Source organism: Nocardia sp. NPDC059691 (assembly GCF_042733915.1).
Taxonomy (GTDB): Bacteria; Actinomycetota; Actinomycetes; order Mycobacteriales; family Mycobacteriaceae; genus Nocardia; species Nocardia sichangensis.
In genome coordinates this window covers 139,020-164,391 of sequence record NZ_JBHWFB010000003.1, presented here as the reverse complement: position 1 = coordinate 164,391, position 25,372 = coordinate 139,020, and the positions used below count along the sequence as shown (strand labels likewise).

Sequence of the window (25,372 nt, the reverse complement as noted above, 5' to 3'; positions counted from 1 at the left end):
CCGGTGGCGGTGTCAGGGGGATTGCCGAGGTGCTCAGTCCTTGCGCACGCCGTCCACGAGCAGGCGGCGGATCGCCTGGTTCAGCCCCGCGATCGCGGCCTCGTCGGGTTCGCGCAGTGAGTAGACGATGCCCCCGATCAGCATGCCGGTCACCGCGCGCGCGGTGTTCGACGTGTCCAGGTCGGCGCGCAGGTAGCCCTGCTCGACACCGTGGTCGAGATAGCCCGCGGTCAGCGCGTCGGCGGTGTCGAGCAATCCGTACAGCCGCTGGGTGAGTTCGTCATCGATGCCGGTGGCGTGGAACAGCAACAGCTGGGCGACCCGGCGATCGGTCAGCAGGATTTCGGTGAGGGCCACCCCGATACGGTCGATCTGGGCGCGGTATTCGTCGAGGGTGGCGGCGGCGTCCGGGGCGTTCTCGGTGCCGAGGGCGGCGATGATGCGCGCGGCGAGGTCATCGATGACGTGGTCGATGATCTCGCGCTTGTTGCTGAAGTAGCGGTAGAAGGTGCCGTGACCGATGCCGAGCTGTCCCGCGATGTCGGCGATGCCGGTGGCGTGATAGCCCTTCTCCGCGAAACAGACGAAGGCGGTGTCGATGATCTCTTGGCGCAGTTCGGCTTTCCGTCGCTCGGCACGCGTGGATGGCTTCGTCACCTTCCCGATGATACAGTCATCACAAACGGAATGATGTGTCATTCCGTGATATGTGGTTCAGCTAGCAGGAGGTTCGGTGTGGCGCCTCAATACGACGCGGTCGTGGTCGGTGCGGGGTTCGGCGGTATGGGGGCCGGTATTCAGCTCGATCGGCTCGGCCTGAGCAATTACGTCATCCTCGAACGCGAGGACGACCTGGGCGGCACCTGGCACGTCAACCACTATCCGGGTCTTGCGGTCGACATCGCCTCGGTCACCTACTCCTACTCGTTCGAGCCGAATCCGCACTGGTCGCGGCTGTTCGCGCCGGGCGAGGAGCTGAAGAAGTACGCCGCGCACGTCGCCGACAAGTACGGCCTGCGCCGGCGCATGCGCTTCGGCACCGTCGTCGACGGCGCGCGCTGGGACGAAGAGCGGCAACACTGGGTGGTCTCGATCGCGGGCGGGGAAACCGTCACGGGCCGATACCTGCTGACGGCGACGGGATTCCTGTCCCAGCCCTATACCCCGCCGTTCCCCGGCATCGACTCGTTCGCGGGCAAGATCATCCACACCACCGCGTGGGAGGACGACTTCGACCTCACCGGCCGCACGGCCGCGATCATCGGCACCGGCGCCACCGCCGTGCAGCTGGTGCCCGAGGTGGCCAAGAAGGCGCGGGCGCTCACGGTGTTCCAGCGCACCCCGATCTGGGTGGTGCCGAAGGTCGACACCGCGATTCCCGCCCCGGTGCGCAAGCTGTTCGAACGGGTTCCCGCCACGCAGAAGGCCGCGCGACTGGTCAACACCAGCCTGCTGGAGGCGCTGATGGTGGTCGGGGTGCTGCATTTCAAGCAGGCCAAGCTGCTGAACAAGGGGGCGGGAGCGCTGGCCAAGGCGCACCTGCGGGCGTCCGTGCGCGACAAGGCGACGCGCAGGCAGCTGACACCGCACTACGATTTCGGGTGCAAGCGGCCGACCTTCTCCAACCACTACTTCACCACGTTCAACCAGCCACACGTGCGCCTGGAGACGAATTCGATCGACCACATCGAGCCGGACGGCATCGTGACCGCCGACGGGCACAAGACCGAGATCGACACCCTGATCCTGGCCACCGGCTTCAATCTGTGGGACGTGAACTTCCCGGCCATCGAGATCATCGGCCGCGACGGGGTGAACCTCGGAAAGTTTTGGCGGGACAACCGTTTCCAAGCCTACGAGGGCATCACGGTGCCGAAGTTCCCCAACTTCCTCAGCCTCAACAGCCCGTACTCCTACAGCGGCCTGTCCTACTTCACCACCATCGAAGCCCAGATGAAGCACATGGGCAGATTGTTCGGCGAGTTGCGCCGCAGGGGCGAGACCACCTTCGAGGTCAGCGAGCAGGCCAACGCCGCGTTCCTGGACCGGGTGACCGACAAGCTGGGCTCCTCGGTCTTCTACGGCGGCGACTGCGCCACCGCGCGCAGCTACTACTTCAACCAGCACGGCGAGGCCGCCTTGCTGCGGCCCACCAGCACACTGAACGCCCATCGCGAAGCGGTCGCCTTCCCGCTGGAGGACTACGTCTACGGCAAGACCGCCTGACACCGTTACCTCGGCTCGCCCGCCGGAGCGTGTCCCGGCGGGCGAGCCGGTGTGCGATCTGGGCCGTTGTAGCTGCCCAGCGGGCGTGCGGGTGTGGCACCCGCGCAGCGAACTGGCAGACTGTGTGGGTACTTGCCCATCCCACCCACGACACTAGGGACTGACTTCGACGATGGAACTGCTGTTTCCGCTGCTACTGGTAGCCCTGCTCGTGCCGATGTTCCTCGGTGTCCGCCGTCAGAAGCGGGAAGCCGAGAAGGTCACCCAGATGCAGGACAGCCTGAAGATCGGCGATCAGGTCGTCACCACGTCGGGTCTGTACGGCACCGTGGTCGAACTCGACGACACCACGGTCGACCTCGAGATCGCCGAGGACGTGGTCACCACGTGGCTGCGCCAGGCCATCCGTGAGGTGCGCACCGACGACCAGGTGAGCACCGAGGAGACCGGCTCGGAGACCACCGGCTCGGACACCACCGAGGCCGTCGAGGAATCCGCCGAGCAGACCGAGACCCGCCTGACCAAGGACTGATCGTTCCGGTTGTGCCCCGGCTCGCCGGATGTCGCCGCGGCCGTCCGTCCGCGCACCCGGCGGCGCTGATGCACGTCCGCATGTTCCATCCTCGACTTCCCGCCTAGGAGATGACGTACTGTGCCACCTTCCCAGGGATCGGCGCACCCGCTGCGGCTGCTCGGTGTCTATGCCGCGCTGCTGGCCGTGATCTATGCGCTGGTGTTCTTCACCGGTGACAAGTCCCCGACACCCAAGCTCGGTATCGACCTGCAGGGCGGCACCCGCGTCACGCTGTCCGCGCGCACGCCGGACGGCAGCAAGCCGAGCCAGGACAGCCTGAAGAAGGCGCAGGACATCATCGAGAACCGGGTCAACGGCCTCGGTGTCGGCGGATCCGAGGTCGTCATCGACGGCGACAACATCGTGATCACCGTGCCCGGCGACGACGGGCAGCAGGCGCGCGCGCTGGCGACCACGGCCAAGCTGTACATCCGTCCCGTGCTGCAGGCCGTGCCCGCGGCGGGACGCGGCGCGACCCCGCAGACCGCGCCGGGCACCCAGCCCGCGCCCGCCGCGCAGCCGACGACGCCGGAGACCACGCAGCCCGCCGCGCCGGAGACCACCGAGCCCGCGCCCGCCCCGCAGCAGCGCGTGTTCCCCGCTCAGCAGCCGACGCAGCCACCCACGAATCCCGGTCTGGAGCCCACCGAAGAGTCGACCAAGGAGATCCAGGCGGCCAAGGCCCTGCGCCAGAGCACCGACCAGTCGGTGCAGCAGGCCGCGCTGGCCACCATGGACTGCGGGAAGGCCGATCCGCTCGCGGGCAACGACGACCCGGCCCTTCCGCTGGTGACCTGCTCGACCGACGGCACCGAGGTCTTCCTGCTGGACAAGAGCCGCATCGACGGCCAAGAGATCAAGGACGCCACCTCGGGCCTGAACCAGCAGCAGGCCAGGCACGAGGTCTACCTGGACTTCAAGTCCGGCGGCAGTGACGCGTGGGCGGCGCTCACCGGTGAGTACGTCTACAAGCGGGTCGCGTTCGTGCTCGACTCGAAGGTGGTCAGCGCGCCCGTCGTGCAGCAGGGCCCGCAGCAGGGTGGCCGAACCCAGATCTCCGGCAACTTCACCGCGACGTCGGCGAAGGAACTGGCGAACACGCTGAAGTACGGCTCGCTGCCGCTGTCGTTCCAGACCTCGGAAGCCGAGACGGTGTCCGCCACGCTCGGCCTGTCCTCGCTGAAAGCGGGCCTGCTCGCCGGCGCGGTCGGCCTGCTGGTGGTGCTGCTGTACTGCCTCCTGTACTACCGGATGCTCGGATTCGTCACCGGTCTGTCGCTGGTGGCATCGGGATTCGCGGTGTACGGCATCATGGTGCTGCTCGGGCGCTGGATCGGGTTCACGCTCGACCTCGCGGGCATCGCCGGTCTGATCATCGGTATCGGTATGACCGCCGACTCGTTCGTGGTGTTCTTCGAGCGCATCAAGGACGAGATGCGCGAGGGCCGCAGCTTCCGTTCCGCCGCTCCGCGCGGCTGGCAGCGCGCCCGCCGGACCATCCTGTCCGGCAACGCGGTCAGCTTCATCGCCGCGGCGGTGCTCTACATCCTGGCCGTCGGACAGGTCAAGGGCTTCGCGTTCACCCTCGGTCTCACCACGATCCTCGACGTGGTCGTGGTGTTCCTGGTCACCTCGCCGCTGGTGCTGCTCGCTTCGCGGACGGCGTTCTGGTCCAAGCCGTCGGTGAACGGCCTCGGCGCGATCCAGCAGGTCGCCCGCGAGCGGAAGGCGGCCGAGGCCGCACTCGGGAAGGCGTGAGGACGATGACCAACAGCCACACCACCCCGTCGCTCGACAAGACGAGCGCCACCGAGATCACCGACGTGTTCGCGGCGGTCGGCGACGCGCAGACGCCCAAGCACGGCTTCTTCAACCGCCTCTACACCGGCACCGGCGCGATCGACGTGATCGGCAAACGCCGGATGTGGTACATCATCACCGCCGCGATCGTGCTCGTCTCGCTGGGCAGCATCATCTTCCGCGGCTTCAACTTCGGCATCGACTTCGAGGGCGGTTCGCGCATCCAGTTCCCGGCGGGGAACGCGACCACCAGCGCGGTGGAGGATGTCTACCGCGGCGCGATCGGCACCGACCCGGTCTCGGTGCAGACCGTCGGCGCAGGCGGATCGGCCACCATGCTGATCCGGTCCGAGGCGCTGAACCAGAAGCAGGTCGAGGCGCTCAACAGCGCGCTGTTCGCCGAGTTCCAGCCGAAGGACAAGTCCGGCAACCCGAGCCGGGCCGCGATCAGCACCTCCGACGTCAGCGAGACCTGGGGCAGCCAGATCACGCGCAAGGCGATCATCGCGCTCGCGGTGTTCCTCGTGCTCGTCGCGGGCTATATCGCGATCCGCTACGAGGCGCACATGGCCATCGCGGCGCTGGCGGCGCTGGCCTTCGACGTCACGGTCACCGCGGGCGTGTACTCACTGGTCGGGTTCGAGGTCACCCCGGCGACCGTGATCGGCATCCTGACCATTCTCGGCTTCTCGCTCTACGACTCCGTCGTCGTGTTCGACAAGGTGGAGGAGAACACCCACGGTATCCTGCACCTGACTCGGCGCACCTACGGCGAACAGGCCAACCTCGCGGTGAACCAGACGCTCATGCGCTCGATCAACACCGCCTTGATCGGCATCCTGCCGATCGTCGGGCTGATGGTGATCGCGGTGTGGATGCTGGGCGTCGGCACCCTGAAGGATTTGGCGCTGGTACAGCTGGTGGGTCTGCTGGTCGGCACGTACTCCTCGATCTTCTTCGCTACCCCGCTGCTGGTCTCGATCAAGGAACGCTGGGGGCCCGTGGCGGCGCACACGAAGAAGGTTCTGGCCAAGCGGGCCGGCGCGGCGAGCGCCCGTGCGGGCGTCGCGGCGGAGCGCCGGGCGAGCGTGGCAGCCGGGCGGGACTACGAAGAGGCGCCGCGCAAGCAGCGCGCGGCCGGGCAGGCGCCGCGACCCGGCGCGCGCCCGAGCGGCAAACGGCACAAGAGGCGGAACTGACACCAGGCAAGGGGTTTCATGCGACAGCCACGCAGTGCGGTACGACTGATCGGAGCGCTCGCTGCGGGGACGCTGGCCGCCGGGCTGATGGTCGGCTGCTCCAGCAAGAATCAGGTGCCCTCCATCGGTTACGCGACCGATGCCGCCATCGCCACCTATAACGGCGCCAGTTCGCTCGGGGCGAGTTCCGGGTCCTCCGCAGTGTTCTCCCGGGTACTGACCGGCTTCTTCTACACCGGTCCGGATGGCCAGCAGGTCGCCGACACCGACTTCGGGACCGCCAAGGAGGTGCCGGGCGAGTCGCAGACCATTCAGTACCGCCTCAATCCCGACGGCGTGTATTCCGACGGTGTGCCGACCTCCTGCGACGACTTGGTCCTGGCTTGGGCCGCCCGCAGCGGGCGGTACACCAAACCCGGTGATCGGGGCCCCGTTCCGCTGTTCGACGCCGCGAGCGCCAGCGGCTACGACGCCATCGAGCGGGTCGACTGCCAGCCCGGCTCGCGGGATGCCACGGTGGTGTTCCGGCCCGGCAGGCGGTACCTGCCGTGGCGCAACCTGTTCGCGGCTGGTGAGCTGATGCCCGCGCACGTCGCGGCCCAAGTGGCGAACGTGCCCAACGTGGTGTCGGCGTTGCAGACCGGCGATCCGAATGCCCTCGGCAGGATCGCGGAGTTCTGGAACACCGGATGGACCATTCCGGCCGACGGACGGCTCGACCTGTCGCGGTTCCCCTCGTCGGGGCCCTACCGCATCGAATCCTTCGGCAGCGAAGACGGTTTGGTGCTGGTGGCCAACGAGCGCTGGTGGGGAAACAAACCCGCGACCGGGCGGATCGTGGTGTGGCCGAAGACCTTCGACTTGAAGAAGAAGGTCGGCGACAACGCCGTCGGCGTGCTCGACGTCGGCGCGCACTCGGTGAAGGACCTGAATCTGAACGGTTTCTCGGTGCAGACCCTGCCCGGCCGCGGCGCCGAGCAGTTGACGCTGTCCACCGGCGGGGTGTTCGCCTCGGTCGAGGCGCGCCGGGCGTTCGCGCTGTGCCTGCCGCGCCAGACGCTGTTCGACAAGCTCGGGAAAGTGCCGGACGCACCCAAGACCGGGCTCGGCTCCGGACCGCTGAACGCGCATATCCTGCAACAGGATTCACTGCTCTACCCGGCGGTCATCGGCGCGTCGAACAAATATTCCGGCGGTGACGTGGCGAACGCGACCAGGGCCGTCGCCGCCTCCGGCGCCCCGAATCCCACCGTCCGCATCGGCTACGCGGGTCCGGACGACCGGCGCGCGCAGACGGTCACCATGATCGCCGAGGCCTGCAAACCGGCGGGCATCACCGTGGTGGACGCCGCAGCGCCCGATTTCACTCCCGCCCGGCTCACCGAGGGCAAGGTCGACGCCGTCCTCGGCAGTACCGCGTCGGCCCCCGGTCCGGCGGGCTCGATCGGGGGAGTGGCCGCGACCAGCGCGTTGCGCACCGGTAACGGTCTCAATTTCGGACGGTACGGCAACGGCCGTTACGATGCGATCACCGATCAGCTCGGGGCCGACGACAGTTCGGCCGCACAGCTGAATCTGCTCACCGAGGCCGAGAACCTGCTGTGGGCGGAGCTGCCGAGCATTCCGTTGTTCGCCACCCCGCGCACGATCGCCTTCGGCAAGGGGTTGCGCAACGGGATCGCCGCCCCCAACCAGGCCGGAACCGGCTGGAACATGGACCGGTGGGTGCTGGAGCGGTGATAGACGGTGTGGGTGATGTGATCATGGAGAGGTGTCGATGAGCAAGCACGCGGCGATCGAGTCCGAGAATGTAGCCGCCGAACGGACCACCAGAGCCGCCGAGGTGGTCGACCGTTTGACCCGTTGGCACGACGACTTCCCCACGCCCGGTGTACGTTTCGCGGATCTCACCCCGGTGTTCGCCGACGCCGAGGGCTTCCGCGCCGTGGTCGATTGCCTGGCCGCGTGCGCGCCCGACGCCGATCTGGTTGCCGGCGTCGACGCCCGTGGCTTCCTGCTCGGTGCGGGTGTCGCCGCGTCCCTCGGCACCGGCGTGCTCGCCGTCCGCAAAGCGGGCAAACTGCCGCCGCCGGTGATCAGCCGGGAGTACAGCCTCGAATACGGCACCGCCGCGCTGGAGATTCCCGCGGACGGCCTCGACCTGACCGGCCGTCGCGTTCTGTTGCTGGACGACGTCCTCGCCACCGGCGGCACGCTCGCCGCCGCGGCCGAGCTCTTCAAACAGGCGGGCGCCGAAGTGGCCGCCGCCGCGGTGGTGCTGGAACTCGGCTTCCTTGGCGGGCGCGCCCGGCAGGGCGACTACCCGCTGACCTCGATCGTTCAGCTCTGAGCCGGCACCGGCCGCGCGCGGGGGCCGCCCGCGGGGAGCCGCTCGCAGCCTAATTCTGTTGCTCGCCACCGCGGCGACTGTCAAGATCGCGGCATGCGACCTGAGGAGCCGCCGCGCCGGATCCGGGCGGTCTACGACGAGCGGACGATCGTCGTCTATCAGGCCTACTCCCCGGAGATCGCCGAACCCGCCGTTGCCGCTGGGACTTTCGTCGAGCCGTTTCGCCGGGAGCGGATGACGTGGATCAAGCCCTCGTTCCTGTGGATGATGTATCGCTGCGGGTGGGCGAGCAAGCCCGGCCAGGAGCGGGTCTTGGCGGTGACGATCACCCGTGCCGGGTTCGAATGGGCACTGGCGCATGCCTGCCTCAGCCATTACGACCGGAAGCTCCACCCGGATCGTGAGGTGTGGGCCGAGCGGTTGCGGGCGAGTCCGGTGCGCGTCCAGTGGGATCCGGAACGTGACCTCGCGCATCGTCCGCTGGCGTACCGCTCCCTGCAAGTGGGCTTGGGCGGTATCGCCGTGGGGCATTTCCTCGACCGCTGGATCACCGGGATCCGCGATGTCACCGGGGAAGCGCGGCAGCTGCGGCAGTTGGTAGCGGACGGGAAGCTGGAGGCGGCGACTCGGGCCCTTCCCGAGGAGCGCCCCTATCCGTTGCCCGCGGCCGTCGCCGCCGCCATCGGCGCGTCGTCCTGACGAACCGTGTGATCCGAATCGCACTGGCGCATCTGCCGAAGTTGTGATTAACCTGTAGAGGTCTTATTTCCGTTGATCGGAGTTCTGCCGTTGCTCATTTGAGGTAGCCACCGTGCGGCCCGCATTCGCGCGCCGTGTCTCGTCGCAACCTCTGGGAGCTGGCATGACCAATCTGTCTTTTTCCGATCTCACTTTCGGCTGGCCGGACGGCACCCCCGTTTTCGAGGGCCTCGACGCCGTGCTCGGCCCCGGTCACATCGGCCTGGTCGGCGGGAACGGTGCGGGTAAATCCACTTTGCTGCGGTTGATCGCGGGGGAGCTGAAGCCCGTTCGCGGGTCCGTCACGATCGCCGGGCATCTCGGGTATCTGCGCCAGGACCTCGGTCTGGGCGTGGGACAGCGCGTCGACGCGGTGCTGGGCATCGCGGATGTGCGAAAAGCCTTGCACCGCATCGAATCCGGAGTCGGCAGCGAGGCCGACTTCGACTCGGTCGGCAACCAGTGGGATGTCGAGGAGCGGGCGTTGGCGTTGCTGGCCCGGCTCGGCCTGCACTATGTCGCCGACTCGGTGGAGCATCTCGATCGCACGCTCGACACCCTGTCCGGCGGCGAGACGGTGCTGCTCGGACTGGTCGCCGAGCTGCTCGGCGAGCCCGACGTGCTGTTGCTGGACGAACCGACGAACAACCTGGATCGGGTGGCTCGCGCGCGGCTCTACGAGGTGATCGGCCAATTCTCCGGCACGGTGCTCACGGTCAGCCACGACCGTGCGCTCCTGGATCGGATGGCGACCATCGCGGAGCTGCGCCACGGCGAACTCCGGTTGTTCGGCGGCAATTTCAGCGAATACGAGCGGATCGTCGCCGCCGAGCAGGAGGCAGCCCGCGCCGCGATCCGGGACGCGCGCAGCGATGTCCGCAAGCAGGCACGCGAACTCGTCGAGGCGCGCATCAAACTGGACCGCAGGCAGCGGTACGGGCAGAAGATGTGGGACCAGAAGCGGGAGCCGAAAATCGTGATGGGCGAACGCAAACGGCAGGCACAGGTGTCCGCGGGCAAGTTGCGCAACAACCACATCGAAAAGTTGGACTCCGCCAAGGAACAGCTCGAGCAGGCCAAGGAGTTGTTGCGCGACGATCGGGAGATCCGGGTGGAGTTGCCCGACACGCGGCTGTATCCCGGTCAGGACGTCATCGAGCTGGACGGAGTCGAGCTGGCGTGCGGGCCGACGGTGGCGTTGCGGGTGTCCGGTCCGGAGCGGATCGCGTTGACCGGCCGCAACGGCGTCGGCAAGACGACGCTGCTGCGGCGCATCGTCGAGGAGGGGCCGAAGGTGCCGTGGCGGATGCTGCCGCAGCGCTTGGACGTCTTCGACGAGCGGAAGACGGTATTCGAGAATGTCGCCTCCACCGCGCCGCACGCCTCCGCGGAGCGGATCCGGGCGCAGCTGGCTCGCTTCCTGTTCCGCGGCGCGGACGCCGACGTCGCGGCGGCGGCGCTGTCCGGCGGTGAACGGTTGCGCGCGGCGCTGGCGATGCTGCTGCTGGCCGACCCCGCGCCGCGCCTGCTGCTACTGGACGAGCCGACCAACAACCTCGACCTGCCCAGCCTGGAGCACCTCACCCAGGCGCTGGCAGGCTTCGAGGGCGCGCTGATCGTGGTCAGCCACGATCCGCGCTTCCTCGACGACATCGGGGTGACCCGGCGTCTGGAACTCACCGCGGCGGGATTGACGGAGACGCTGGTGACCTGACCCGCCGTCAGGTCGGCAGCGCCGAGAGCCGCTTCGGGGTGACGAGTCGGTAACCGTCCCGGACGATCTCGGCGACTTCGTCCCAGTCGGGTCCCACGTCCAGCCGGACGCCGATCCAGCCGCGGTGCCCGACGTAGGGCGGCACGAAGAACCGGGTGGGCTCGGCGGCGACCATTTCGGCCTGCACGCCTATGGGAGCCGGGCACCAGATCGTCGTACCCGGCTCTCGGTGTCGGTCCTCGAGGTAGTACATGAACGCCTTCTTCGCCGCGACGAAGAAGGCTGGGGAGCCGTGGCTGGGCCGTTCGGTGCCTTCCGGCAGATCCAGGCAGATCGCGCGGATTCGGGCGAGCGGGTCCGCGAGTGGGAGTCTATGTGGCCTTGGCCGCACGCCGCATGAGGCCGGGATGCTTGGACAGGCCGAGCGCCAAGCGCACCGCGAGGTAGGTGAGCGTCAGCCACGGACGTAGGTGTGGCTGCAACGTGCGGATGCGGCCCTGGTCGTCGAGCCGCAGCACCAGCGCTTCGGTCAGCCGGAACGGTCCGATCCCGGCTTCGGCCAGCAGGACGCGCCGCGCGCCGTCGCCGATCTCCTCGGTCCACCGCAAGCCGGTGAGACTGCCGTACGCGGCGGAGAGCAGCACGCGCAGGTCGTCCCGACCGCGGAAGACCAATCGGCCGGACAGCGGTGAAATCAATTCGGCATCGGGCGCGAGTACCCGTGCCAGCGCATCCATGTCGCCGCTTTCGGTCGCGGATCGGAACTCGGTGATGGCGTCGGACATGCTGGTCAACCCTTCGCTCGTCGCTGATTCCGAACCTAGTTCAAGTCACTTGCAAAAAGCAATGGACTAGACTGGGCAAATGCCCAAGGCCGCTTTCTCCGACATCGTTTGCTCGATCGCGCGCACGGTCGACGCGATCGGCGAGCGCTGGACGCCGTTGATCCTGCGCGATCTGTTCGTCGGCCTGACCCGCTTCGAGGATCTGCGTCGCGACCTCGGCATCGCTTCCAACGTGCTCGCCGCTCGCCTGGAGGTGCTGCGTGAGCACGGCATCGTGGAAAAGCGGGCGTACCAGTCGAATCCGGCCCGCTACGAGTATCTGCTCACCGAACGTGGCCGTGACCTGTATCCGGTCCTCGCGATGCTGCTCACCTGGGGTGACAAATGGCTCGCGGGCACGGAAGGCCCGCCCGCCGTAGTGGTCCATCGCGAGTGCGGGCGGCCAACGTCCGGCGTGGTGGTGTGCCGGGAGTGCGGTGGGTCGCTCACCGCGGACAATGTCCGGTGGCTTTCCGGACCCGGTGGCAGGCAAGCGCCGGGAACGATGCTGATCGGGGGAGTGCTCGAAGCCGCAGACGCCGCGGACTGACCGAAGTCCTGGGCCCGAAAGCCGCTGCTGTTCAGGCGACCGGCGGCGGGAACCGGAGGGGTGCGCGCTGGGCCGGAAGGCTCAGTCGGACGCCAGGGGCCGACCCGACCCTTGACCGGTTTTGTTTTGGTCGAATAGACTAAAACGGAGAAGGGACGTGATCACATGGGATACGGACACTGGGACGACTCCGCCTACCGCGCGGCCGAGACTTTCCGAGCCGCTCGCGGCATCGACGACTTCGGCTACACCGCCGACATGCGGGCCGAGCCGCATTCGAACTGGCGGGTGCATCCGATGCTGGATCCGCTCGGTGTCACGGTGCGCGAATGCCGGGATTCCGCCGACCATGCCCACTCGCTGCCGATCGCGGTGCTGTTCGACGTCACCGGATCGATGGGCCGGGTACCGCGGATCATGCAGGACAAGCTGGGCACGCTGCACGGCCTGTTGCGACGCAAGGGCTACGCGGACGATCCGCAGATTCTGTTCGGCGCGATCGGTGACGCGGACACCGACCGTGTGCCACTACAGGTCGGGCAGTTCGAATCCGACAACCGGATGGACGAGCAGCTGCGCGCCGTCTTCCTGGAAGGCGGCGGCGGAGGGCAGAAGTCCGAAAGCTATGAACTGGCCGCCTATTTCCTGGCGACGCACATCGTGACCGACGCTTGGGAGAAACGGGGCAAGAAGGGCTACCTGTTCCTGATCGGCGACGAACTGAACAAGCCGCGGCTGGCCTCCCGCCACATCCGCGCGATCATCGGCGATCCTGTGCGACAAGACATCTCCGTCGAATCCGTCTACCGTGAACTCGCCGAACGCTGGCACGTGCACTACATCCTGCCCGACCAGTCGAGCTACTTCCAGGACCCGGAGATCGCCGAGCACTGGCGCGGACTGCTCGGCCAGAACTTCCTTCGCCTGGACGACCCCGCCGCGGTGTGCGAACTCATCGCGCTGACCATCGGATTGGCGGAAGGACGCGTCGACCTGACCGGCGGACTGGCGGATCTGCGCGAGGTCGGGTCGGTGGCCGAAGCGGCGTCGGTCGGCAAGGCGCTCGGAGCCGACAGCGGGCGACCACGGGCCCTGCCGCGTGGCCGCGGCTGAAACCGGCGGAGACCACGTGATGTTCGGCTCGCACATCATCGTCGTGGATCTCGGATTCGGGGACGCGGGCAAGGGGGCGACGGTCGACTGGCTGTGCGCACCCGAGTCGGGATTCGATGTCTCCGCTGTCGTACGGTTCAACGGCGGGGCGCAAGCGGCGCACAACGTGGTCGCCGAAGGGCGGCATCACACGTTCGCGCAATTCGGATCGGGGACGTTCGCGGGCGTGCCGACGCTGCTGTCGCGGCATCTGCTGGTCGAGCCGATCGCGCTGGCCGCGGAGGCGCGCGGGCTGGCCGCGCTGGGCGTCCGCGACCCGCTGTCGTTGCTGCGGATCGACGGACGGGCCTTGCTCACTACCCCCATCCACATCGCCGCCAACCGTGCTCGCGAGGATGCGCGGGGTTCCGCGCGGCACGGTTCGTGCGGGCGGGGCATCGGCGAGACCGCGGGATACGCCCTCGCGCACGCGGCTCCGACCGTGTCGGATTGCCTGCGCCCCCTGGTGCTGCGGCGTAAGTTGCGGGCGATGGCGGCGCACTACGGGCCGCTCATCGGATCGAGCGAACATCGCTACGAACCGATCGACGACTTGGTCGACATGTACCGGGAGTTCGCCGCAGCGGTGCGGATCGTCGGGGACGAGCAGTTGGCTCGGTTCGCGCGCCGCGGCACAGTGGTGTTCGAGGGTGCCCAAGGCGTCCTGCTCGACGAATGGCGCGGGTTTCATCCGCACACCACCTGGTCGACCGTCGAGCCGCGCAACGCGCGGGCGATGCTCGCCGGGATCGGCGCCTCCGGTTACGTGCTCGGCGTCACCCGCACCTATCAGACCCGTCACGGCGCGGGACCGTTCCCCACCGAGGCTTCCGGTCTCGCCCTGACCGAGCCGCACAACACGGCCGGGCGCTACCAAGGCGAATTCCGTCTCGGACACTTGGACACGATGTTGCTGCGTTACGCCATCGACGTCTCGGGCGGTATCGACGGCCTCGTGGTCAATCACCTCGATGGCCACGGAAGACGTTATGCCGCAACCGGTTACACCGTAGACGGCGTCGCCTTGGACGCGGTGCCCATCGGCCGTTGGCAGGATCTGGACCATCAGCGGGAACTGACCCGTTTGTTGACGCGCGCCGACCCGGTCCTCGCCGAAATGCCCGATGACCCGGTGCCGTGGCTGGCCCGGGCGCTCGGTGTGCCGGTCGTCCTCACCGCCGACGGCCCCGGCCGCCACCACCGCACACGCATGGCGTATCCGGTCGCGGCGTGAATGGTCCGCGAACACGTCCGCGGCGTACCGCGAGGAGGGTCCGCGTACCGCGCGGCCGGTCGGGCAGGATGGACGGTCGTGGAGCAGTCCGTTGTGTCGGTGGATGTCGTGGCGTTGCGGTTCTGGGACGAGGACGGCGGCGTCCGCTTCGGGATCGCGCCACGTGCGACGGAGCCGTTCGCGGGGCAGTTGGCCCTTCCGGGTGTGCTGCTCGGACGAGGCGAGCGGTTGGCCGTCGCGGCGCGGCGAGCGGTGCACACCAAATTGGGGGTCCCGGAGGTCGCCATCGGCGCGGTGGGGCAGTTGGTGACTTTCGACGAGCCGAACCGCGACCCGCGCGGCCCGACCCTCTCGATCGCGATGTGGGCGGTGGTAGGGCCGCACGAGGGCCCGGCGCGGTGGACCGGGTTCGACGAGGTGCCCGAGCTGGCGTTCGACCACGACCGCATCGTCGGCGTGGCCCGCGGTGTCCTGACCGGGTTGTTGTGGAAGGACGTGACGTTCACCCGAGCTCTGCTCGGCGCCGAGTTCCCCGCGACCAGGGCAGTGGAGGCCGCCACGGCGCTGTCCGGAGCCCGTCCCGATGCGGCGAACCTGAACCGGACGCTGGCGGCCATCCCGGGACTGGCGCGCACCTCCGAACGGCGTCGGGTCAAAGCGACCGGCCGGCCTGCGGCGGTGTGGGCGTTCGGCGCACCCGAGTGAATCGGAGCACCCGCCCGCAGGACGCTCGCGCGGTCGTGCCTCGAGGGTGTGAACCGGATTCGCGAGACAACGGTCGAGGGCGCCGCGATACTCCGGTCAGCGGCGCGGCGCGTACATGATGACCGTGACGCCGACCAGGCAGATCGCCGCGCCGAGATAGTCCCAGCGATCGGGGCGGAACTTGTCCACCAGCATGCCCCAGGCCAGCGAGCCCGCGACGAAGACACCGCCGTAGGCGGCCAGGATGCGGCCGAAGTTCGGGTCCGGCTGGAAGGTGGCGACAAATCCGTAGACGCCGAGCGCGAGCACGCCCGCGGCGATCCAGACGACGCCACGCTGTTCTCGCCAGCCCTGCCACACCAGCCAGGCACCGCCGATTTCGGCGAGCGCGGCGAGGGCGAACAGCAGCAGTGAACGGGCGACGATCATGGCGGGGACGGTACTTGCTCGCGGTCCGCCGGACGTCGCGAGCCCGGCCCGACCTCGTAGACGGCGTAGGCGCGCCGCAGTACCGGGTAGGAGACGTTGCGTACCGGCACGCCGCCCTGGGTGCGGCCGAATTCGGTACCGCCATGGGCATGTCCGTGGACGGCGAGCACCGCCCCGCCCGCGTCGACCGCCTCGGCCAGATCATGGCAACCCAGGCCGGGGTAGATCTTCGGCGGTTCCCCGGCCAGGGTGTCGACGACGGGCGCGAAATGCGTGAGCGCGATGCGAGTTTCGCAGTCGATCCGGCCGAGTGCCCGGCGTAGGCGAAGGGCGTCGACCGGTCCGCGCCGCATGCGAGCGCGGTGTTCGGCGGACCCCTCGTCCGGTGTGCCGGGATGGCCGGGGAAGCCACCGCTGCCGCCCATGACTCCGGCGACGCCGAGCCGAATGCCGTTGATCTCGAGACAGATCGAAGTGCCGTCGAGTACATGGACGCCCACCGCGGTGAGCCGTGCCGCGATCAGGTCGCCCGATTCGTCGTCATGGTCGTGATTGCCGAGTACGGCGACCACCGGCACGGGAAGACTTTCGAGTTCCGCGCACAGCAGATCGGCTTGCGAGCGGGTGCCGCCATCGGTGAGATCGCCTGCGAGCAAAAGGACTTCCGCGGCATCGGGCAGGCGCAGGAAGTCCGGACGAAAACGCCCGGCCACGGCCGCGTGCATATGCAGGTCGCCGACGGCCGCGACGCGAATGCGCTCGGCGGTGCGCGCTGGGGTCACAACGGCCAGCCAGCCATACCGGCGAAGGGCGTGTCAAGCGACGGCGCGAAGCACGTCCGCGACGGCCGACCGGGGCGAAGCGGGAAACTCGGCGTTCACCCGGCAGCGACCCACCGTGAGATCGGTATATAGCTGTTGGCTATTCCTTGTTCAAGGGCTGTTCAGTGAGACTACGGGCAGTGTGGCGTCCGATGAAACGTCCATGAACACTGCCGCGTCGGACTATCGCGCGCGCCGGTCGCTCCCGCATTGTCGCGATATGAGCGGAGCGCAACTGCTGTCGAAAGTCGTTGCCACCGCGGCGGCTGGGTTCCTCTCACTGCCCGCCGCGGCCGGAGTCGCGCAGGGCGAGGCGCCCGCGGCCAAAGTGGTCGTGATCGGGTTGGACGGCTTGATGTACGGCAAGGTCGAGCAAGCGCAGGCACCTAATCTGCTGCGGCTGAGCGGCGAGGGCTTGCTCAGCCGTTCGTCCATCGCCCCGCACATCACCATCTCCGGTCCGTCCTGGGCCACCGTGCTGACCGGCGTGTGGGATCGCAAGCACGGCATCACGGACAACCAGTTCACCGCCGCGCCGTTCGCGCGGTACCCCACGGTGTTCACCCAACTCGAACGCGCTCGGCCCGCGTCGAAGACCCAGTCCATCGCCACCTGGGACCAGATCGCCACGATGACCGGCAGCGGCAGCCCGCGCGCCGACGTCGTCGTCTCCACCGCGCCCGTGCCGGACGATCCGGACGAGTCGCGCACCGACGCCGCCACCGCCGACGCCGTGGCGTCCGCGATCGGCAGGTTCGCGCCCGACCTGCTGTTCACCCACCTGGACCAGGTGGACCACGCCGGTCACGGCGCGGGTGGCGCCTCGCGCGCCTACCTCGACGCGGTGCAGCGCATCGATGTCCTGGTCGGACGCATCGTCGCCGCAGTGGACGCCCGCGCCGCCGCCCACCCCGCCGAGCGGTGGACCATCCTGGTCACCGCCGACCACGGCCACACCCCCGACGGCGGGCACGGCGGCCAGTCGCCGGACGAGACGACCAACTTCGTCATCGCTCGCGGCCCGGACTTCCGGCCCGGCGCCACCAGTACCCGAGCCACCCTGGTCGACATCACCCCGACCGTGCTCGACCTGCTCGACGTCGCTCCCGCCGTCGATCTCGACGGTCGCTCGCTTCGGTTCGAGCCCGGCTCCGACCGGACGCCGTTCGCCGGATCCCAGCCCGCCGCCATTCGCTGACCGCGCCTGTCCCGACTCGGCTCGTAGTTCTCGCCCCACCGGTTCGGGGATCACGCCTCATCGGGTAAAAGCGCTGGTCGAGCTGATGAATCTCGCTGCGGAGAGCGTCGCGTGCGCAGCGATGCTACCGAGCGCCGCGCTCCGCCTGTGTCCGAAATACGACGGTGGAAGAGGGTGGCCGGGACCGCTGCGCGCCCGCGCCGGTTCGTCGTCCCGGCACTCCGGTGCGCATCCTTCCTCAGCAGAGCGGACGTGGGTGCTCCGCCCGGACTAAAGTTGGTGGTCCGGGAGGTTGCACCGGTCGGATAGGGTGGTCCGATCGAGGCGCGGAGAGGTGGTGGCATGACTCAGCATCTGGGCGAGGCGAAGGTCGAGCAATCGACGTCGGGCCCGCGGTCGAACGGTGCGGGCGCCACCGACGCCGCGCAGACCCCGAAATCGCCGGCGTCGGCGAACGCGACCCCGCCGCGTCAGCCCGGCGCCTCTTCCGCCGTTCCGACCTCGGCTTCGCGCCGGGTGCGAGCTCGCCTGGCCCGCCGCATGACCGGGCAGCGCGGTATCGCGGCGGTCAAGCCGGTGCTGGAGCCGCTGGCCACCGTGCACCGCGAGCTGTACCCGAAGGCGAACCTGACGCTGCTGCAACGCGCGTTCGACGTGGCCGACGAGCGGCACAAGCATCAGTTCCGCAAATCGGGTGACCCCTACATCACCCATCCGCTCGCCGTGGCGAACATTCTCGCCGAACTCGGCATGGACACCACCACGCTGGTGGCCGCGCTGCTGCACGACACGGTCGAGGACACCGGCTACAGCCTCGAACAGCTCACCCAGGACTTCGGCTCCGAGGTCGCGCACCTCGTGGACGGCGTCACCAAGCTGGACAAGGTCAACCTGGGCGCGGCCGCCGAGGCCGAGACGATCCGCAAGATGATCATCGCGATGGCCCGCGACCCGCGTGTGCTGGTGATCAAGGTGGCCGACCGGCTGCACAACATGCGCACCATGCGTTTCCTGCCGCCGGAGAAGCAGGCCAAGAAGGCCAAGGAAACGCTGGAAGTCATCGCACCGCTCGCCCATCGCCTCGGCATGGCGACGGTGAAGTGGGAGCTGGAGGACCTCGCCTTCGCGATCCTGCACCCGAAGAAATACGACGAGATCGTCCGGCTGGTCGCCGACCGCGCGCCCTCGCGCGACACCTACCTGGCGAAGGTGCGGGCCGAGATCGTCAACACGCTGGCCGCGTCCCGGATCAACGCGATCGTCGAGGGCCGCCCGAAGCACTACTGGTCGATCTACCAGAAGATGATCGTCAAGGGTAAGGACTTCGACGACATCCACGACCTGGTCGGCATCCGCATCCTGTGCGACGAGGTGCGCGACTGCTACGCGGCCGTCGGCGTGGTGCACTCGCTGTGGCAACCCATGGCGGGACGGTTCAAGGACTACATCGCCCAGCCGCGCTACGGCGTCTACCAGTCGCTGCACACCACCGTGGTCGGGCCGGACGGCAAGCCGCTGGAGGTGCAGATCCGCACCCAGGACATGCACCGCACCGCGGAGTTCGGCATCGCCGCGCACTGGCGCTACAAGGAGACCAGGGGCAAACACTCCAACGACACCGCCGAGGTCGACGACATGGCGTGGATGCGCCAGCTGTTGGACTGGCAGCGTGAGGCCGCCGACCCCGCCGAGTTCCTGGAGTCGCTGCGCTTCGACCTGAAATCGCCGGAGATCTTCGTGTTCACGCCGAAGGGTGACGTGATCACGCTGCCGCAGAAGTCGACGCCGGTGGACTTCGCCTACGCCGTGCACACCGAGGTGGGGCACCGCTGCATCGGCGCCAGGGTGAACGGGCGCCTGGTCGCGCTGGAGCGTCAGCTGGAGAACGGCGAGGTCGTCGAGGTGTTCACCTCGAAGGCGCAGAACGCGGGACCCAGCCGCGACTGGCAGAACTTCGTGGTGTCGCCGCGCGCCAAGGCCAAGATTCGCCAATGGTTCGCCAAGGAGCGTCGCGAGGAGGCGCTGGAGAGCGGCAAGGAGCAGATCTCCAAGGAAGTCCGTCGCGTCGGGCTGCCGCTGCAGCGGTTGATGAGCGTCGACGCGATGACCGCCGTCGCCCACGAACTGCACTACACCGACATCTCCACGCTCTATACCGCCGTCGGTGAGCACCAGGTCTCCGCGCACCACGTGGTGCAGCGGCTGATGGCGCAGCTCGGCGGCATCGGCGACGTGGAGAACGAGCTGGCCGAACGCTCCACCCCGTCGACGACACCGAGCAGGCAGCGGGTCACCGGCGACGCGGGCGTGCTGATCCCCGGCGCTCCCGGCACGGTCGCCAAGCTGGCGAAGTGCTGCACTCCGGTGCCCGGCGACGAGATCATGGGCTTCGTGACCCGCGGTGGCGCGGTGAGCGTGCACCGTACCGACTGCACCAACGCCGGCTCCCTGCGTGAGCAGGCCGAACGGATCATCGAGGTGTCCTGGGCCCCGTCGCCGTCCTCGGTGTTCCTGGTCGCCATCCAGATCGAGGCGCTCGACCGCACGCGGCTGCTGTCCGACGTGACCAAGGTGCTGGCCGACGAGAAGGTCAACATCCTGTCCGCCTCGGTGGCCACGCACGGCGACCGGGTGGCGATCAGCAAGTTCACCTTCGAGATGGGCGATCCGAAACACTTGGGGCACTTGCTGAACGTGGTGCGCAACGTGGAGGGCGTCTACGACGTCTACCGCGTCACCTCCGCCGCCTGACGCGCGAACCCTTCGAGTAGCTGTCAATTAGCTACTATCGCAAGGGTTTCCGCTTGCCGCCAACTCGGCTCCAGGGGTTGCCATTCGGGGCGCGATGCCGGAAACTTGTCGGACCCTTCCCCGGAACGCGCCACTGCGTGTCGCGTTCATCTCGGTGTGTCGTGGAAGTTTTCCGTCGATGCGGCAGTAATAGCCGTAATCTGTTACGGTCTATTGCGTTTCATGGCGTTGAGGTAGCTGCGGCTGACGACTTGATTGCGGATCGCTATGACTGGATACTCGGCAAGACTCTCGGGGATGCTGGTAGCACTCGCCGTGGCTGTGGCGACCGCCGGTGTCGCCGCGGCGGAGCCGTCGAATCCTGTTGGCCCGTCCACGAAGATCCGTCTCACGACCTGTCCCGCGTTGTACGCCTTGGGCATTCAAGGCACCGGTGAATCGTCGCCGGATGCCGCGCCCACCACCGACACCGGAATGCTTTCCACCGTGTTCCGCCCGATGATGGCGAAAGCTCCGGACACCGGACTCGTCGATCGGGCTTACGTGCCATACGAATCCGGTTTCGGCGGTGCGACAGCCGGTGGTGCGGCGCCGTATTCGGAATCCGTGGCCGGCGGCCTGGCCCGTCTGCGGAGCATGGCCGGGACCGTTGCCGAGGCTTGCCCGAACAGCCGGTTCGCGGTCGTCGGTTATTCGCAGGGCGCGCACGTCGCCTCGATGTTCGCCCAGGAGGTGGGCCAGGGGCACGGTGCGCTGCCCGCCGAAAAGGTCGCCGCGGTAGCGTTGTTCGGCGACCCGACCCGCAATCCCGGTGCGCCGCTTTTTCCCGGCGCGCCCGGCAAGGCGACGCCGGACCCCGCGCCCGGAACCTCGGGGGACCGGCTGGTGTCCATCGCCGCACTGCCGCAGGCGCCCGCCACCGGCGGCGGCATCGGCCCGGAACGAGACAAGGCCGCGAATTTCGGGGCGCTCACCGGCCGGGTGGCGAGTTTCTGCGCGGCGGGGGATCTCGCCTGCGACGCCCCGGACGGCGCGCCCATCCTGAAGGCGGTCGCCAACGTGGCGGGCCAGTCCAAGCTCAGCGGCGGCGACCCGATCGCCTCACTGGTATCGATCGCGCAGGCGCTGGCGTTCACCTCCATCAAGACCGCGACCGAAGTGGTCAACGGCGACATCCAGGGCAATTCACTGGCCACCCTGTCGATCTCGCCGCAGAAGTCGATCTCGCAGCGCCTCGCCGACGCCTCGGATCCACGAACTCCGCTGAATCTGCCCGCCGCGCTGCAGGCGCTGCTGAAAGTCGGCATGATCGGTTTGAACTCGGTGATCGCGGTGGTCCGGACGGTGATCGCCCCGGCGAACATCGCCGAGCTCGCCACCGCGGGCCTGGCGAATCCGCCCGCCGCCCTGCTGTCGCTCGGCGTCAAGCTGCTCGGCGCTATTCCGCAGCTGATCCCGCCGACCACCGGCGTCCGTCTGGTCACCCAGGCGTTCGACGCGGTGGTGCAGAACATCACCGACAACAGCGAGCTGCTGAACACGACCACGTGGGTGCGCTACTGGGACACCGTGCAGCGTCACACCGCTTACACCAGCGCGACCGTCTCGGCGAACGGTGACGCTCCCACCCAGTTCGTGGCCGACTGGTTCGCGGCGATCGCTCGCGACATCGCCGACGCCTTCGGCAGCAAGGCCGAGCCGAGGGCCGTGCTGGAGAAGCAGCCGACCGGATTCTTCGGGGACGGCTCCGGCGCGTCTCCCACGCCGAGTTCGTCCGGTACGGGACAATTTCCGTTCGGGACAGGAGCCGACGGCGCCTCATCCAGCGGCGTGACGTCGATTCCGCCCACCGACCGAACCGGCACACCCAACACCTACCCGTTCTCCACGAACTGATCGCCGAGAGGGTCCGACGATGCGATACTGCGTGCCCTGCTCTGCGGGAATGGGGGAATGTTGAAGTCGTACAAACAGCTTTCCCGCTGGTACGGCGCTCTCGAGCCGGCGGTCGGAACGCCAGAGGCGGGCAAGCCGGATGAGGCGGACACCATCGCCCCGGCAGACGACGACGCGCCTTCGCGCTATCCGGACTACATCCGCGACGACACCGAGCCGTGGCAGCGCAAGCCCGAGGAGGTCCCGTCGGATCTGCCCGCGCAGCGCAGCGAATTCACCGGCGGTTGGTCGGATTGGGTGGTGACCGGCCGGGCGCCCGGCCCTGACGACGACTACGTCGCGCCGCGGCAGGCCGATCCGGTCAAGTTGCCGTGGGCCGACGACGACTCACCCGAGCCGGTCGAGCGGCCGCGCCCTGCGGTGTCGCGTGCGCTGCGCCAAGCCGCCCGCGACCATCCGGCGGTGCGCCGAGCCCGGCTGCTGCTCATCGGGATCGCGGCGGTGCTGATCATCGCCGTCGCCGCGGTGTGCGTGCTGCTGCTGCTGCGCTCCGCCGCCGGTCGCGCCGCGCTGCCCAAGGACTCACATGGGTCCGCGTCGGTGCAGCTCACCGTCGGCGGTGTGCACGCGGGCGGTGACCCGCGCGCGGTGAGCGCGGGCGCCTGCCCGACCGAGCGCAGTGACGCGATCGTGCGCAGCGCGGAGCCGGGCGGCACGGGCTCCGGGCCCGACGCGGTGCTGTCGTTCCAGTACGCGTACTACGTCCAACGTTCGGGGGACCGCGCCCGCGCGGCCGTCGCTCCGGACGCCGACGTCCAGCCCGCCTGGGTCATCCAGCGGGGCATCGACTCCGTCCCGATCGGCACGACGCACTGCGTGCGGATCGTGACGGTCGCGGACAACCGGTATTCGGTGGAGGTCACCGAGTACCGGCCCGGCGGCGCGCCCGCCACGTACAACAGGCAGACGGTCACCACCGCGGTGATCGACGGCCGCACCCTGATCACGGGTATCACGGCCGGATAAAGGAGAGCAGAGGCGATGGGAGAGGACTGGAGCCGCTGGCTCGACGATGCGCCCGGGGAGGGCGCGGCGTCGAGCCGGCCGGTGCGTTCGAAGGCTCCGGTAGTGCGGTTGCGGCGCGGCAAGGGTGACGGTTCCGATGCGGATCGTCCGGCGCAGCGGCCGATCCTGGTGGTCGGTGGATGCGGTGGTGCGGGTACCACGACGACGGCATTGGGTTTGGCGGGTGAGATGGGCACGGGTGGAACGCCGACAGTCGCGGTGGACGCCACTTCGGCGGGCAGTGATCTCGCGCTGCGTGGCGCGGACGAGCATCTGCACCCGATCAGTTTGCAGTCCTGGTTGTACGGACGCGGTGACGACGAGCCCGCGCCGTTGAAGGAGTGCCTGTCGCGGGCGACCTCGGGCGTCGGCCTGCTGTGGCGCGATGCCGCGCCGCTGCGCAGGCGTGCGACCTATCTCACGGTCGCCCGCGCGGTGCGCGACGCCGGATACACCGGCGTCTACGACGGGGGGCATCCGATTGCCGCCCGGCAACTGCTTCCCTTGCTCGACGACGCGGAAGTCGCTCTGGTACTTGCCATTCCGGCGCGCAACGACGCGGCCAACCGGCTGCGGGTCGCCCTGGAATGGCTCGACGACCAGTTCGGTGACGCCGAGGAAGGACACGGCGGCGGCATCGTCGGCGACACCACCATCGTCATCTCGCACCAGTATCCCGGCGACGACTCCCGGGTAGCGGATCATTTGCGCCAGCACCTGTCCGGCTGGGTTCGCGATATCAGGGAGATTCCCTACGATCCGCATCTGGCCCGTGGTGAACTCGTGCGGCACTCCTCGTTGGCGGACGAGACGCGCCGGGCGTATGGGCGCCTGCTCGCCGGGGTGGCATCATGACCGCCGCCATGATTTTTCCGCGTCAGCCCGATCCCGCGCCCGCCGGTGTGATCGCCCCGCCGGAGTCCCGCCGTGCCGCCGTCTGGGACCGTCCCGTACCGGGTGTCGGCCGTGCGCCGCTGGTCTGGCTGCTGGGTGTGCACGGCGGAGCGGGAGCCAGTACCCTCGCGCATGTGCTTGCGCCCGCGGCGGATTCGGGCCGCCGCTGGCCCGGCGTCTTCGACCGCGAAAGCCCGTTCGTCGTCCTGGTCGCCAGGGAGACCATCGCCGGTCTGTCTCGCGCGCACGATCTTCTGCGCCAACATCTTTCGGGTTTCGCCGGTCCTTCCGACGTGCTCGGCCTGATCACCGTCGCCGCCAGGCCAGGACGGATGGCTCCCGAGATCCGGCGCTACCGAGACGTGGTCGGCTCCCTGGCCGGACAGGTGTGGCAGGTGCCGTGGTACGAGGAGTGGACGCTGGTCGAACCGGAGCAGCTGCCGGTGTGGTCGCCCGGTGACCTGGTGCCACCGAGGAAACGCAAGCTAGATCTGCTGGAGGAAGTCCCGCTCGATGTCCGGGAGCTCGGCGCCGACATCGTGGCGGCAGCTCGGACGGCACTGGAGGAGGCCGGCTACGACCGCGGGTCTCCGGATCTTCGCAAGCCGTCCGATGAGTGAACGTCCGCATCGCATCGGCGACCACCACCCACTATTCGAGAAAGGCACCCGATGAGCACGCTCCTCCTCGCCGTGCAGGACACGTACGGCACCGTACTCGCGCAAGTCGGTAATCCGACGCCCGAGGCGCCGCCCGGTTCGGAGAAGATCCTGCAGCTGGTGCGGTATCTCACGTGGTTCGTCCTGTTGTCCGGGATCTGCGGCATCGTCTACGCGGGCGGCAAGTTCGCCTGGGAGAAGTGGACCGGTGGTGGTCTGGAGTCGCCGAAGATGGTGGCGGGCGCGATGATCGGCGGCGTGGTCGCCACCAGCGCGGGCACCATCATGAACGCGGTCATCGGGACCTGATGTCGGCGATGGGTACCGTACAGATGCTCGCGGCCGGGTCGCTGGCCTACAAGCAGATGCCCGCCGACGTTCTCGCACCGCTGATGCAGCTGCTGAACTGGCTGCTGTGGTTCGTCCTTCTGGTGTGCCTGGCCTGGATGATCGTCTCCGCGGGGAAGCTGTGGCTGGTCTTTCGCAGTGACCTGGCCATGAACGATGCCTCGCACGGCGTTCTGATGAGCCTGCTGGGTGCTGTGGTGGCGAGCACGGCGTCGGGGATCGCCCTGGCGTTCCTGCCCGCGTGA

General features: G+C 68.6%; 25 protein-coding genes. 20 read left to right on the top strand and 5 right to left on the bottom strand.

What is annotated here, in order from left to right; all coding sequences use genetic code 11:
- Positions 1-33: 33 nt before the first annotated feature.
- Positions 34-699 carry a TetR/AcrR family transcriptional regulator gene (locus ACFV2O_RS07870; RefSeq protein ID WP_355070474.1) on the bottom strand — a complete coding sequence of 222 codons (666 nt, stop codon included), beginning with the start codon at positions 697-699 and terminating at the stop codon, positions 34-36.
- A 36-nt stretch (positions 700-735) separates the two neighbouring features.
- On the opposite strand from ACFV2O_RS07870, the gene ACFV2O_RS07865 reads away from it, so the two are divergent.
- The 8 genes from ACFV2O_RS07865 to ACFV2O_RS07830 all read left to right on the top strand — a co-directional run bounded on the left by ACFV2O_RS07865 (position 736) and on the right by ACFV2O_RS07830 (position 10,601).
- A complete protein-coding gene (locus ACFV2O_RS07865; protein WP_356961637.1) occupies positions 736-2,226 on the top strand; it encodes an NAD(P)/FAD-dependent oxidoreductase in 1,491 nt (496 codons plus the stop codon).
- A gap of 172 nt (positions 2,227-2,398) precedes the next feature.
- Entirely contained in the window at positions 2,399-2,758 is a 360-nt protein-coding gene (gene yajC / locus ACFV2O_RS07860) for a preprotein translocase subunit YajC (RefSeq protein ID WP_355070478.1), read from the top strand.
- Between the two features lie 120 nt (positions 2,759-2,878).
- Positions 2,879-4,558: a protein translocase subunit SecD gene (gene secD, locus ACFV2O_RS07855; RefSeq protein ID WP_379251067.1), complete on the top strand. Its 1,680-nt coding sequence runs from the start codon at positions 2,879-2,881 to the stop codon at positions 4,556-4,558.
- A 5-nt stretch (positions 4,559-4,563) separates the two neighbouring features.
- A complete protein-coding gene (gene secF, locus ACFV2O_RS07850; RefSeq protein ID WP_355070482.1) occupies positions 4,564-5,799 on the top strand; it encodes a protein translocase subunit SecF in 1,236 nt (411 codons plus the stop codon).
- A gap of 18 nt (positions 5,800-5,817) precedes the next feature.
- Positions 5,818-7,539 (top strand): ABC transporter substrate-binding protein, encoded by a 1,722-nt coding sequence (locus ACFV2O_RS07845; protein WP_379251065.1) that lies wholly within the window; start codon positions 5,818-5,820, stop codon positions 7,537-7,539.
- 37 nt (positions 7,540-7,576) lie between these two features.
- A complete protein-coding gene (locus ACFV2O_RS07840; RefSeq protein ID WP_355070486.1) occupies positions 7,577-8,149 on the top strand; it encodes an adenine phosphoribosyltransferase in 573 nt (190 codons plus the stop codon).
- A 93-nt stretch (positions 8,150-8,242) separates the two neighbouring features.
- Positions 8,243-8,848, top strand: a complete 606-nt coding sequence (locus ACFV2O_RS07835) for a DUF4291 domain-containing protein (RefSeq protein ID WP_355070488.1) — start codon at positions 8,243-8,245, stop codon at positions 8,846-8,848.
- A 163-nt stretch (positions 8,849-9,011) separates the two neighbouring features.
- On the top strand, positions 9,012-10,601 hold the full coding sequence (locus ACFV2O_RS07830) for an ABC-F family ATP-binding cassette domain-containing protein (protein WP_379251063.1): 1,590 nt from the start codon (positions 9,012-9,014) through the stop codon (positions 10,599-10,601).
- Positions 10,602-10,608: 7 nt separating this feature from the next.
- On the opposite strand, the gene ACFV2O_RS07825 is transcribed toward ACFV2O_RS07830, so the two are convergent.
- Entirely contained in the window at positions 10,609-10,992 is a 384-nt protein-coding gene (locus ACFV2O_RS07825) for an MmcQ/YjbR family DNA-binding protein (protein ID WP_379251061.1), read from the bottom strand.
- Entirely contained in the window at positions 10,973-11,386 is a 414-nt protein-coding gene (locus tag ACFV2O_RS07820; RefSeq protein ID WP_356961648.1) for a nuclear transport factor 2 family protein, read from the bottom strand. The genes ACFV2O_RS07825 and ACFV2O_RS07820 overlap by 20 nt, the downstream gene beginning before the upstream one ends.
- A gap of 79 nt (positions 11,387-11,465) precedes the next feature.
- On the opposite strand from ACFV2O_RS07820, the gene ACFV2O_RS07815 reads away from it, so the two are divergent.
- The 4 genes from ACFV2O_RS07815 to ACFV2O_RS07800 all read left to right on the top strand — a co-directional run bounded on the left by ACFV2O_RS07815 (position 11,466) and on the right by ACFV2O_RS07800 (position 15,066).
- Positions 11,466-11,975, top strand: coding sequence for a winged helix-turn-helix transcriptional regulator (locus tag ACFV2O_RS07815; protein WP_379251059.1), 510 nt, complete (start codon positions 11,466-11,468; stop codon positions 11,973-11,975).
- 165 nt (positions 11,976-12,140) lie between these two features.
- Positions 12,141-13,088 carry a hypothetical protein gene (locus ACFV2O_RS07810; protein WP_379251057.1) on the top strand — a complete coding sequence of 316 codons (948 nt, stop codon included), beginning with the start codon at positions 12,141-12,143 and terminating at the stop codon, positions 13,086-13,088.
- A gap of 19 nt (positions 13,089-13,107) precedes the next feature.
- A complete protein-coding gene (locus ACFV2O_RS07805; RefSeq protein ID WP_379251056.1) occupies positions 13,108-14,361 on the top strand; it encodes an adenylosuccinate synthetase in 1,254 nt (417 codons plus the stop codon).
- Between the two features lie 78 nt (positions 14,362-14,439).
- Positions 14,440-15,066, top strand: a complete 627-nt coding sequence (locus ACFV2O_RS07800; RefSeq protein WP_379251054.1) for an NUDIX hydrolase — start codon at positions 14,440-14,442, stop codon at positions 15,064-15,066.
- A 96-nt stretch (positions 15,067-15,162) separates the two neighbouring features.
- Here ACFV2O_RS07800 and ACFV2O_RS07795 read toward each other — a convergent pair whose 3' ends face one another.
- Positions 15,163-15,495, bottom strand: a complete 333-nt coding sequence (locus ACFV2O_RS07795; protein WP_355070497.1) for a YnfA family protein — start codon at positions 15,493-15,495, stop codon at positions 15,163-15,165.
- Positions 15,492-16,277, bottom strand: a complete 786-nt coding sequence (locus ACFV2O_RS07790) for a metallophosphoesterase (protein ID WP_379251052.1) — start codon at positions 16,275-16,277, stop codon at positions 15,492-15,494. Before ACFV2O_RS07790 ends, ACFV2O_RS07795 begins: the two co-directional genes overlap by 4 nt.
- A 259-nt stretch (positions 16,278-16,536) precedes the next feature.
- Here ACFV2O_RS07790 and ACFV2O_RS07785 point away from each other — a divergent pair, with 259 nt between their 5' ends.
- The 8 genes from ACFV2O_RS07785 to ACFV2O_RS07750 all read left to right on the top strand — a co-directional run bounded on the left by ACFV2O_RS07785 (position 16,537) and on the right by ACFV2O_RS07750 (position 25,372).
- On the top strand, positions 16,537-17,514 hold the full coding sequence (locus ACFV2O_RS07785; protein WP_379251050.1) for an alkaline phosphatase family protein: 978 nt from the start codon (positions 16,537-16,539) through the stop codon (positions 17,512-17,514).
- Positions 17,515-17,856: 342 nt separating this feature from the next.
- Positions 17,857-20,265 (top strand): RelA/SpoT family protein, encoded by a 2,409-nt coding sequence (locus tag ACFV2O_RS07780; protein WP_379251048.1) that lies wholly within the window; start codon positions 17,857-17,859, stop codon positions 20,263-20,265.
- A gap of 297 nt (positions 20,266-20,562) precedes the next feature.
- Positions 20,563-22,161 carry a cutinase family protein gene (locus ACFV2O_RS07775; RefSeq protein WP_379251046.1) on the top strand — a complete coding sequence of 533 codons (1,599 nt, stop codon included), beginning with the start codon at positions 20,563-20,565 and terminating at the stop codon, positions 22,159-22,161.
- Between the two features lie 57 nt (positions 22,162-22,218).
- Positions 22,219-23,187, top strand: a complete 969-nt coding sequence (locus ACFV2O_RS07770; RefSeq protein ID WP_379251044.1) for a hypothetical protein — start codon at positions 22,219-22,221, stop codon at positions 23,185-23,187.
- Between the two features lie 15 nt (positions 23,188-23,202).
- Positions 23,203-24,081, top strand: coding sequence for a hypothetical protein (locus ACFV2O_RS07765; protein ID WP_355070507.1), 879 nt, complete (start codon positions 23,203-23,205; stop codon positions 24,079-24,081).
- Positions 24,078-24,740, top strand: a complete 663-nt coding sequence (locus ACFV2O_RS07760) for a DUF6668 family protein (RefSeq protein ID WP_356961661.1) — start codon at positions 24,078-24,080, stop codon at positions 24,738-24,740. Before ACFV2O_RS07765 ends, ACFV2O_RS07760 begins: the two co-directional genes overlap by 4 nt.
- A 51-nt stretch (positions 24,741-24,791) precedes the next feature.
- The gene (locus tag ACFV2O_RS07755) at positions 24,792-25,088 is read left to right on the top strand and encodes a hypothetical protein (protein WP_039799032.1); all 297 of its coding nucleotides are present in this window, start codon (positions 24,792-24,794) and stop codon (positions 25,086-25,088) included.
- A gap of 8 nt (positions 25,089-25,096) precedes the next feature.
- The gene (locus ACFV2O_RS07750; RefSeq protein WP_379251041.1) at positions 25,097-25,372 is read left to right on the top strand and encodes a hypothetical protein; all 276 of its coding nucleotides are present in this window, start codon (positions 25,097-25,099) and stop codon (positions 25,370-25,372) included.

Bases quoted from the DNA above. Each gene is read 5' to 3' on its own strand.
- ACFV2O_RS07870 (WP_355070474.1), bottom strand. From the start codon at position 699: ATGACACATCATTCCGTTTGTGATGACTGTATCATCGGGAAGGTGACG.
- yajC (WP_355070478.1), top strand. From the start codon at position 2,399: ATGGAACTGCTGTTTCCGCTGCTACTGGTAGCCCTGCTCGTGCCGATG.
- secF (WP_355070482.1), top strand. From the start codon at position 4,564: ATGACCAACAGCCACACCACCCCGTCGCTCGACAAGACGAGCGCCACC.
- ACFV2O_RS07845 (WP_379251065.1), top strand. From the start codon at position 5,818: ATGCGACAGCCACGCAGTGCGGTACGACTGATCGGAGCGCTCGCTGCG.
- ACFV2O_RS07840 (WP_355070486.1), top strand. From the start codon at position 7,577: ATGAGCAAGCACGCGGCGATCGAGTCCGAGAATGTAGCCGCCGAACGG.
- ACFV2O_RS07835 (WP_355070488.1), top strand. From the start codon at position 8,243: ATGCGACCTGAGGAGCCGCCGCGCCGGATCCGGGCGGTCTACGACGAG.
- ACFV2O_RS07830 (WP_379251063.1), top strand. From the start codon at position 9,012: ATGACCAATCTGTCTTTTTCCGATCTCACTTTCGGCTGGCCGGACGGC.
- ACFV2O_RS07820 (WP_356961648.1), bottom strand. From the start codon at position 11,386: ATGTCCGACGCCATCACCGAGTTCCGATCCGCGACCGAAAGCGGCGAC.
- ACFV2O_RS07815 (WP_379251059.1), top strand. From the start codon at position 11,466: ATGCCCAAGGCCGCTTTCTCCGACATCGTTTGCTCGATCGCGCGCACG.
- ACFV2O_RS07810 (WP_379251057.1), top strand. From the start codon at position 12,141: ATGGGATACGGACACTGGGACGACTCCGCCTACCGCGCGGCCGAGACT.
- ACFV2O_RS07805 (WP_379251056.1), top strand. From the start codon at position 13,108: ATGTTCGGCTCGCACATCATCGTCGTGGATCTCGGATTCGGGGACGCG.
- ACFV2O_RS07795 (WP_355070497.1), bottom strand. From the start codon at position 15,495: ATGATCGTCGCCCGTTCACTGCTGCTGTTCGCCCTCGCCGCGCTCGCC.
- ACFV2O_RS07785 (WP_379251050.1), top strand. From the start codon at position 16,537: ATGAGCGGAGCGCAACTGCTGTCGAAAGTCGTTGCCACCGCGGCGGCT.
- ACFV2O_RS07780 (WP_379251048.1), top strand. From the start codon at position 17,857: ATGACTCAGCATCTGGGCGAGGCGAAGGTCGAGCAATCGACGTCGGGC.
- ACFV2O_RS07775 (WP_379251046.1), top strand. From the start codon at position 20,563: ATGCTGGTAGCACTCGCCGTGGCTGTGGCGACCGCCGGTGTCGCCGCG.
- ACFV2O_RS07770 (WP_379251044.1), top strand. From the start codon at position 22,219: ATGTTGAAGTCGTACAAACAGCTTTCCCGCTGGTACGGCGCTCTCGAG.
- ACFV2O_RS07765 (WP_355070507.1), top strand. From the start codon at position 23,203: ATGGGAGAGGACTGGAGCCGCTGGCTCGACGATGCGCCCGGGGAGGGC.
- ACFV2O_RS07760 (WP_356961661.1), top strand. From the start codon at position 24,078: ATGACCGCCGCCATGATTTTTCCGCGTCAGCCCGATCCCGCGCCCGCC.
- ACFV2O_RS07755 (WP_039799032.1), top strand. From the start codon at position 24,792: ATGAGCACGCTCCTCCTCGCCGTGCAGGACACGTACGGCACCGTACTC.
- ACFV2O_RS07750 (WP_379251041.1), top strand. From the start codon at position 25,097: ATGGGTACCGTACAGATGCTCGCGGCCGGGTCGCTGGCCTACAAGCAG.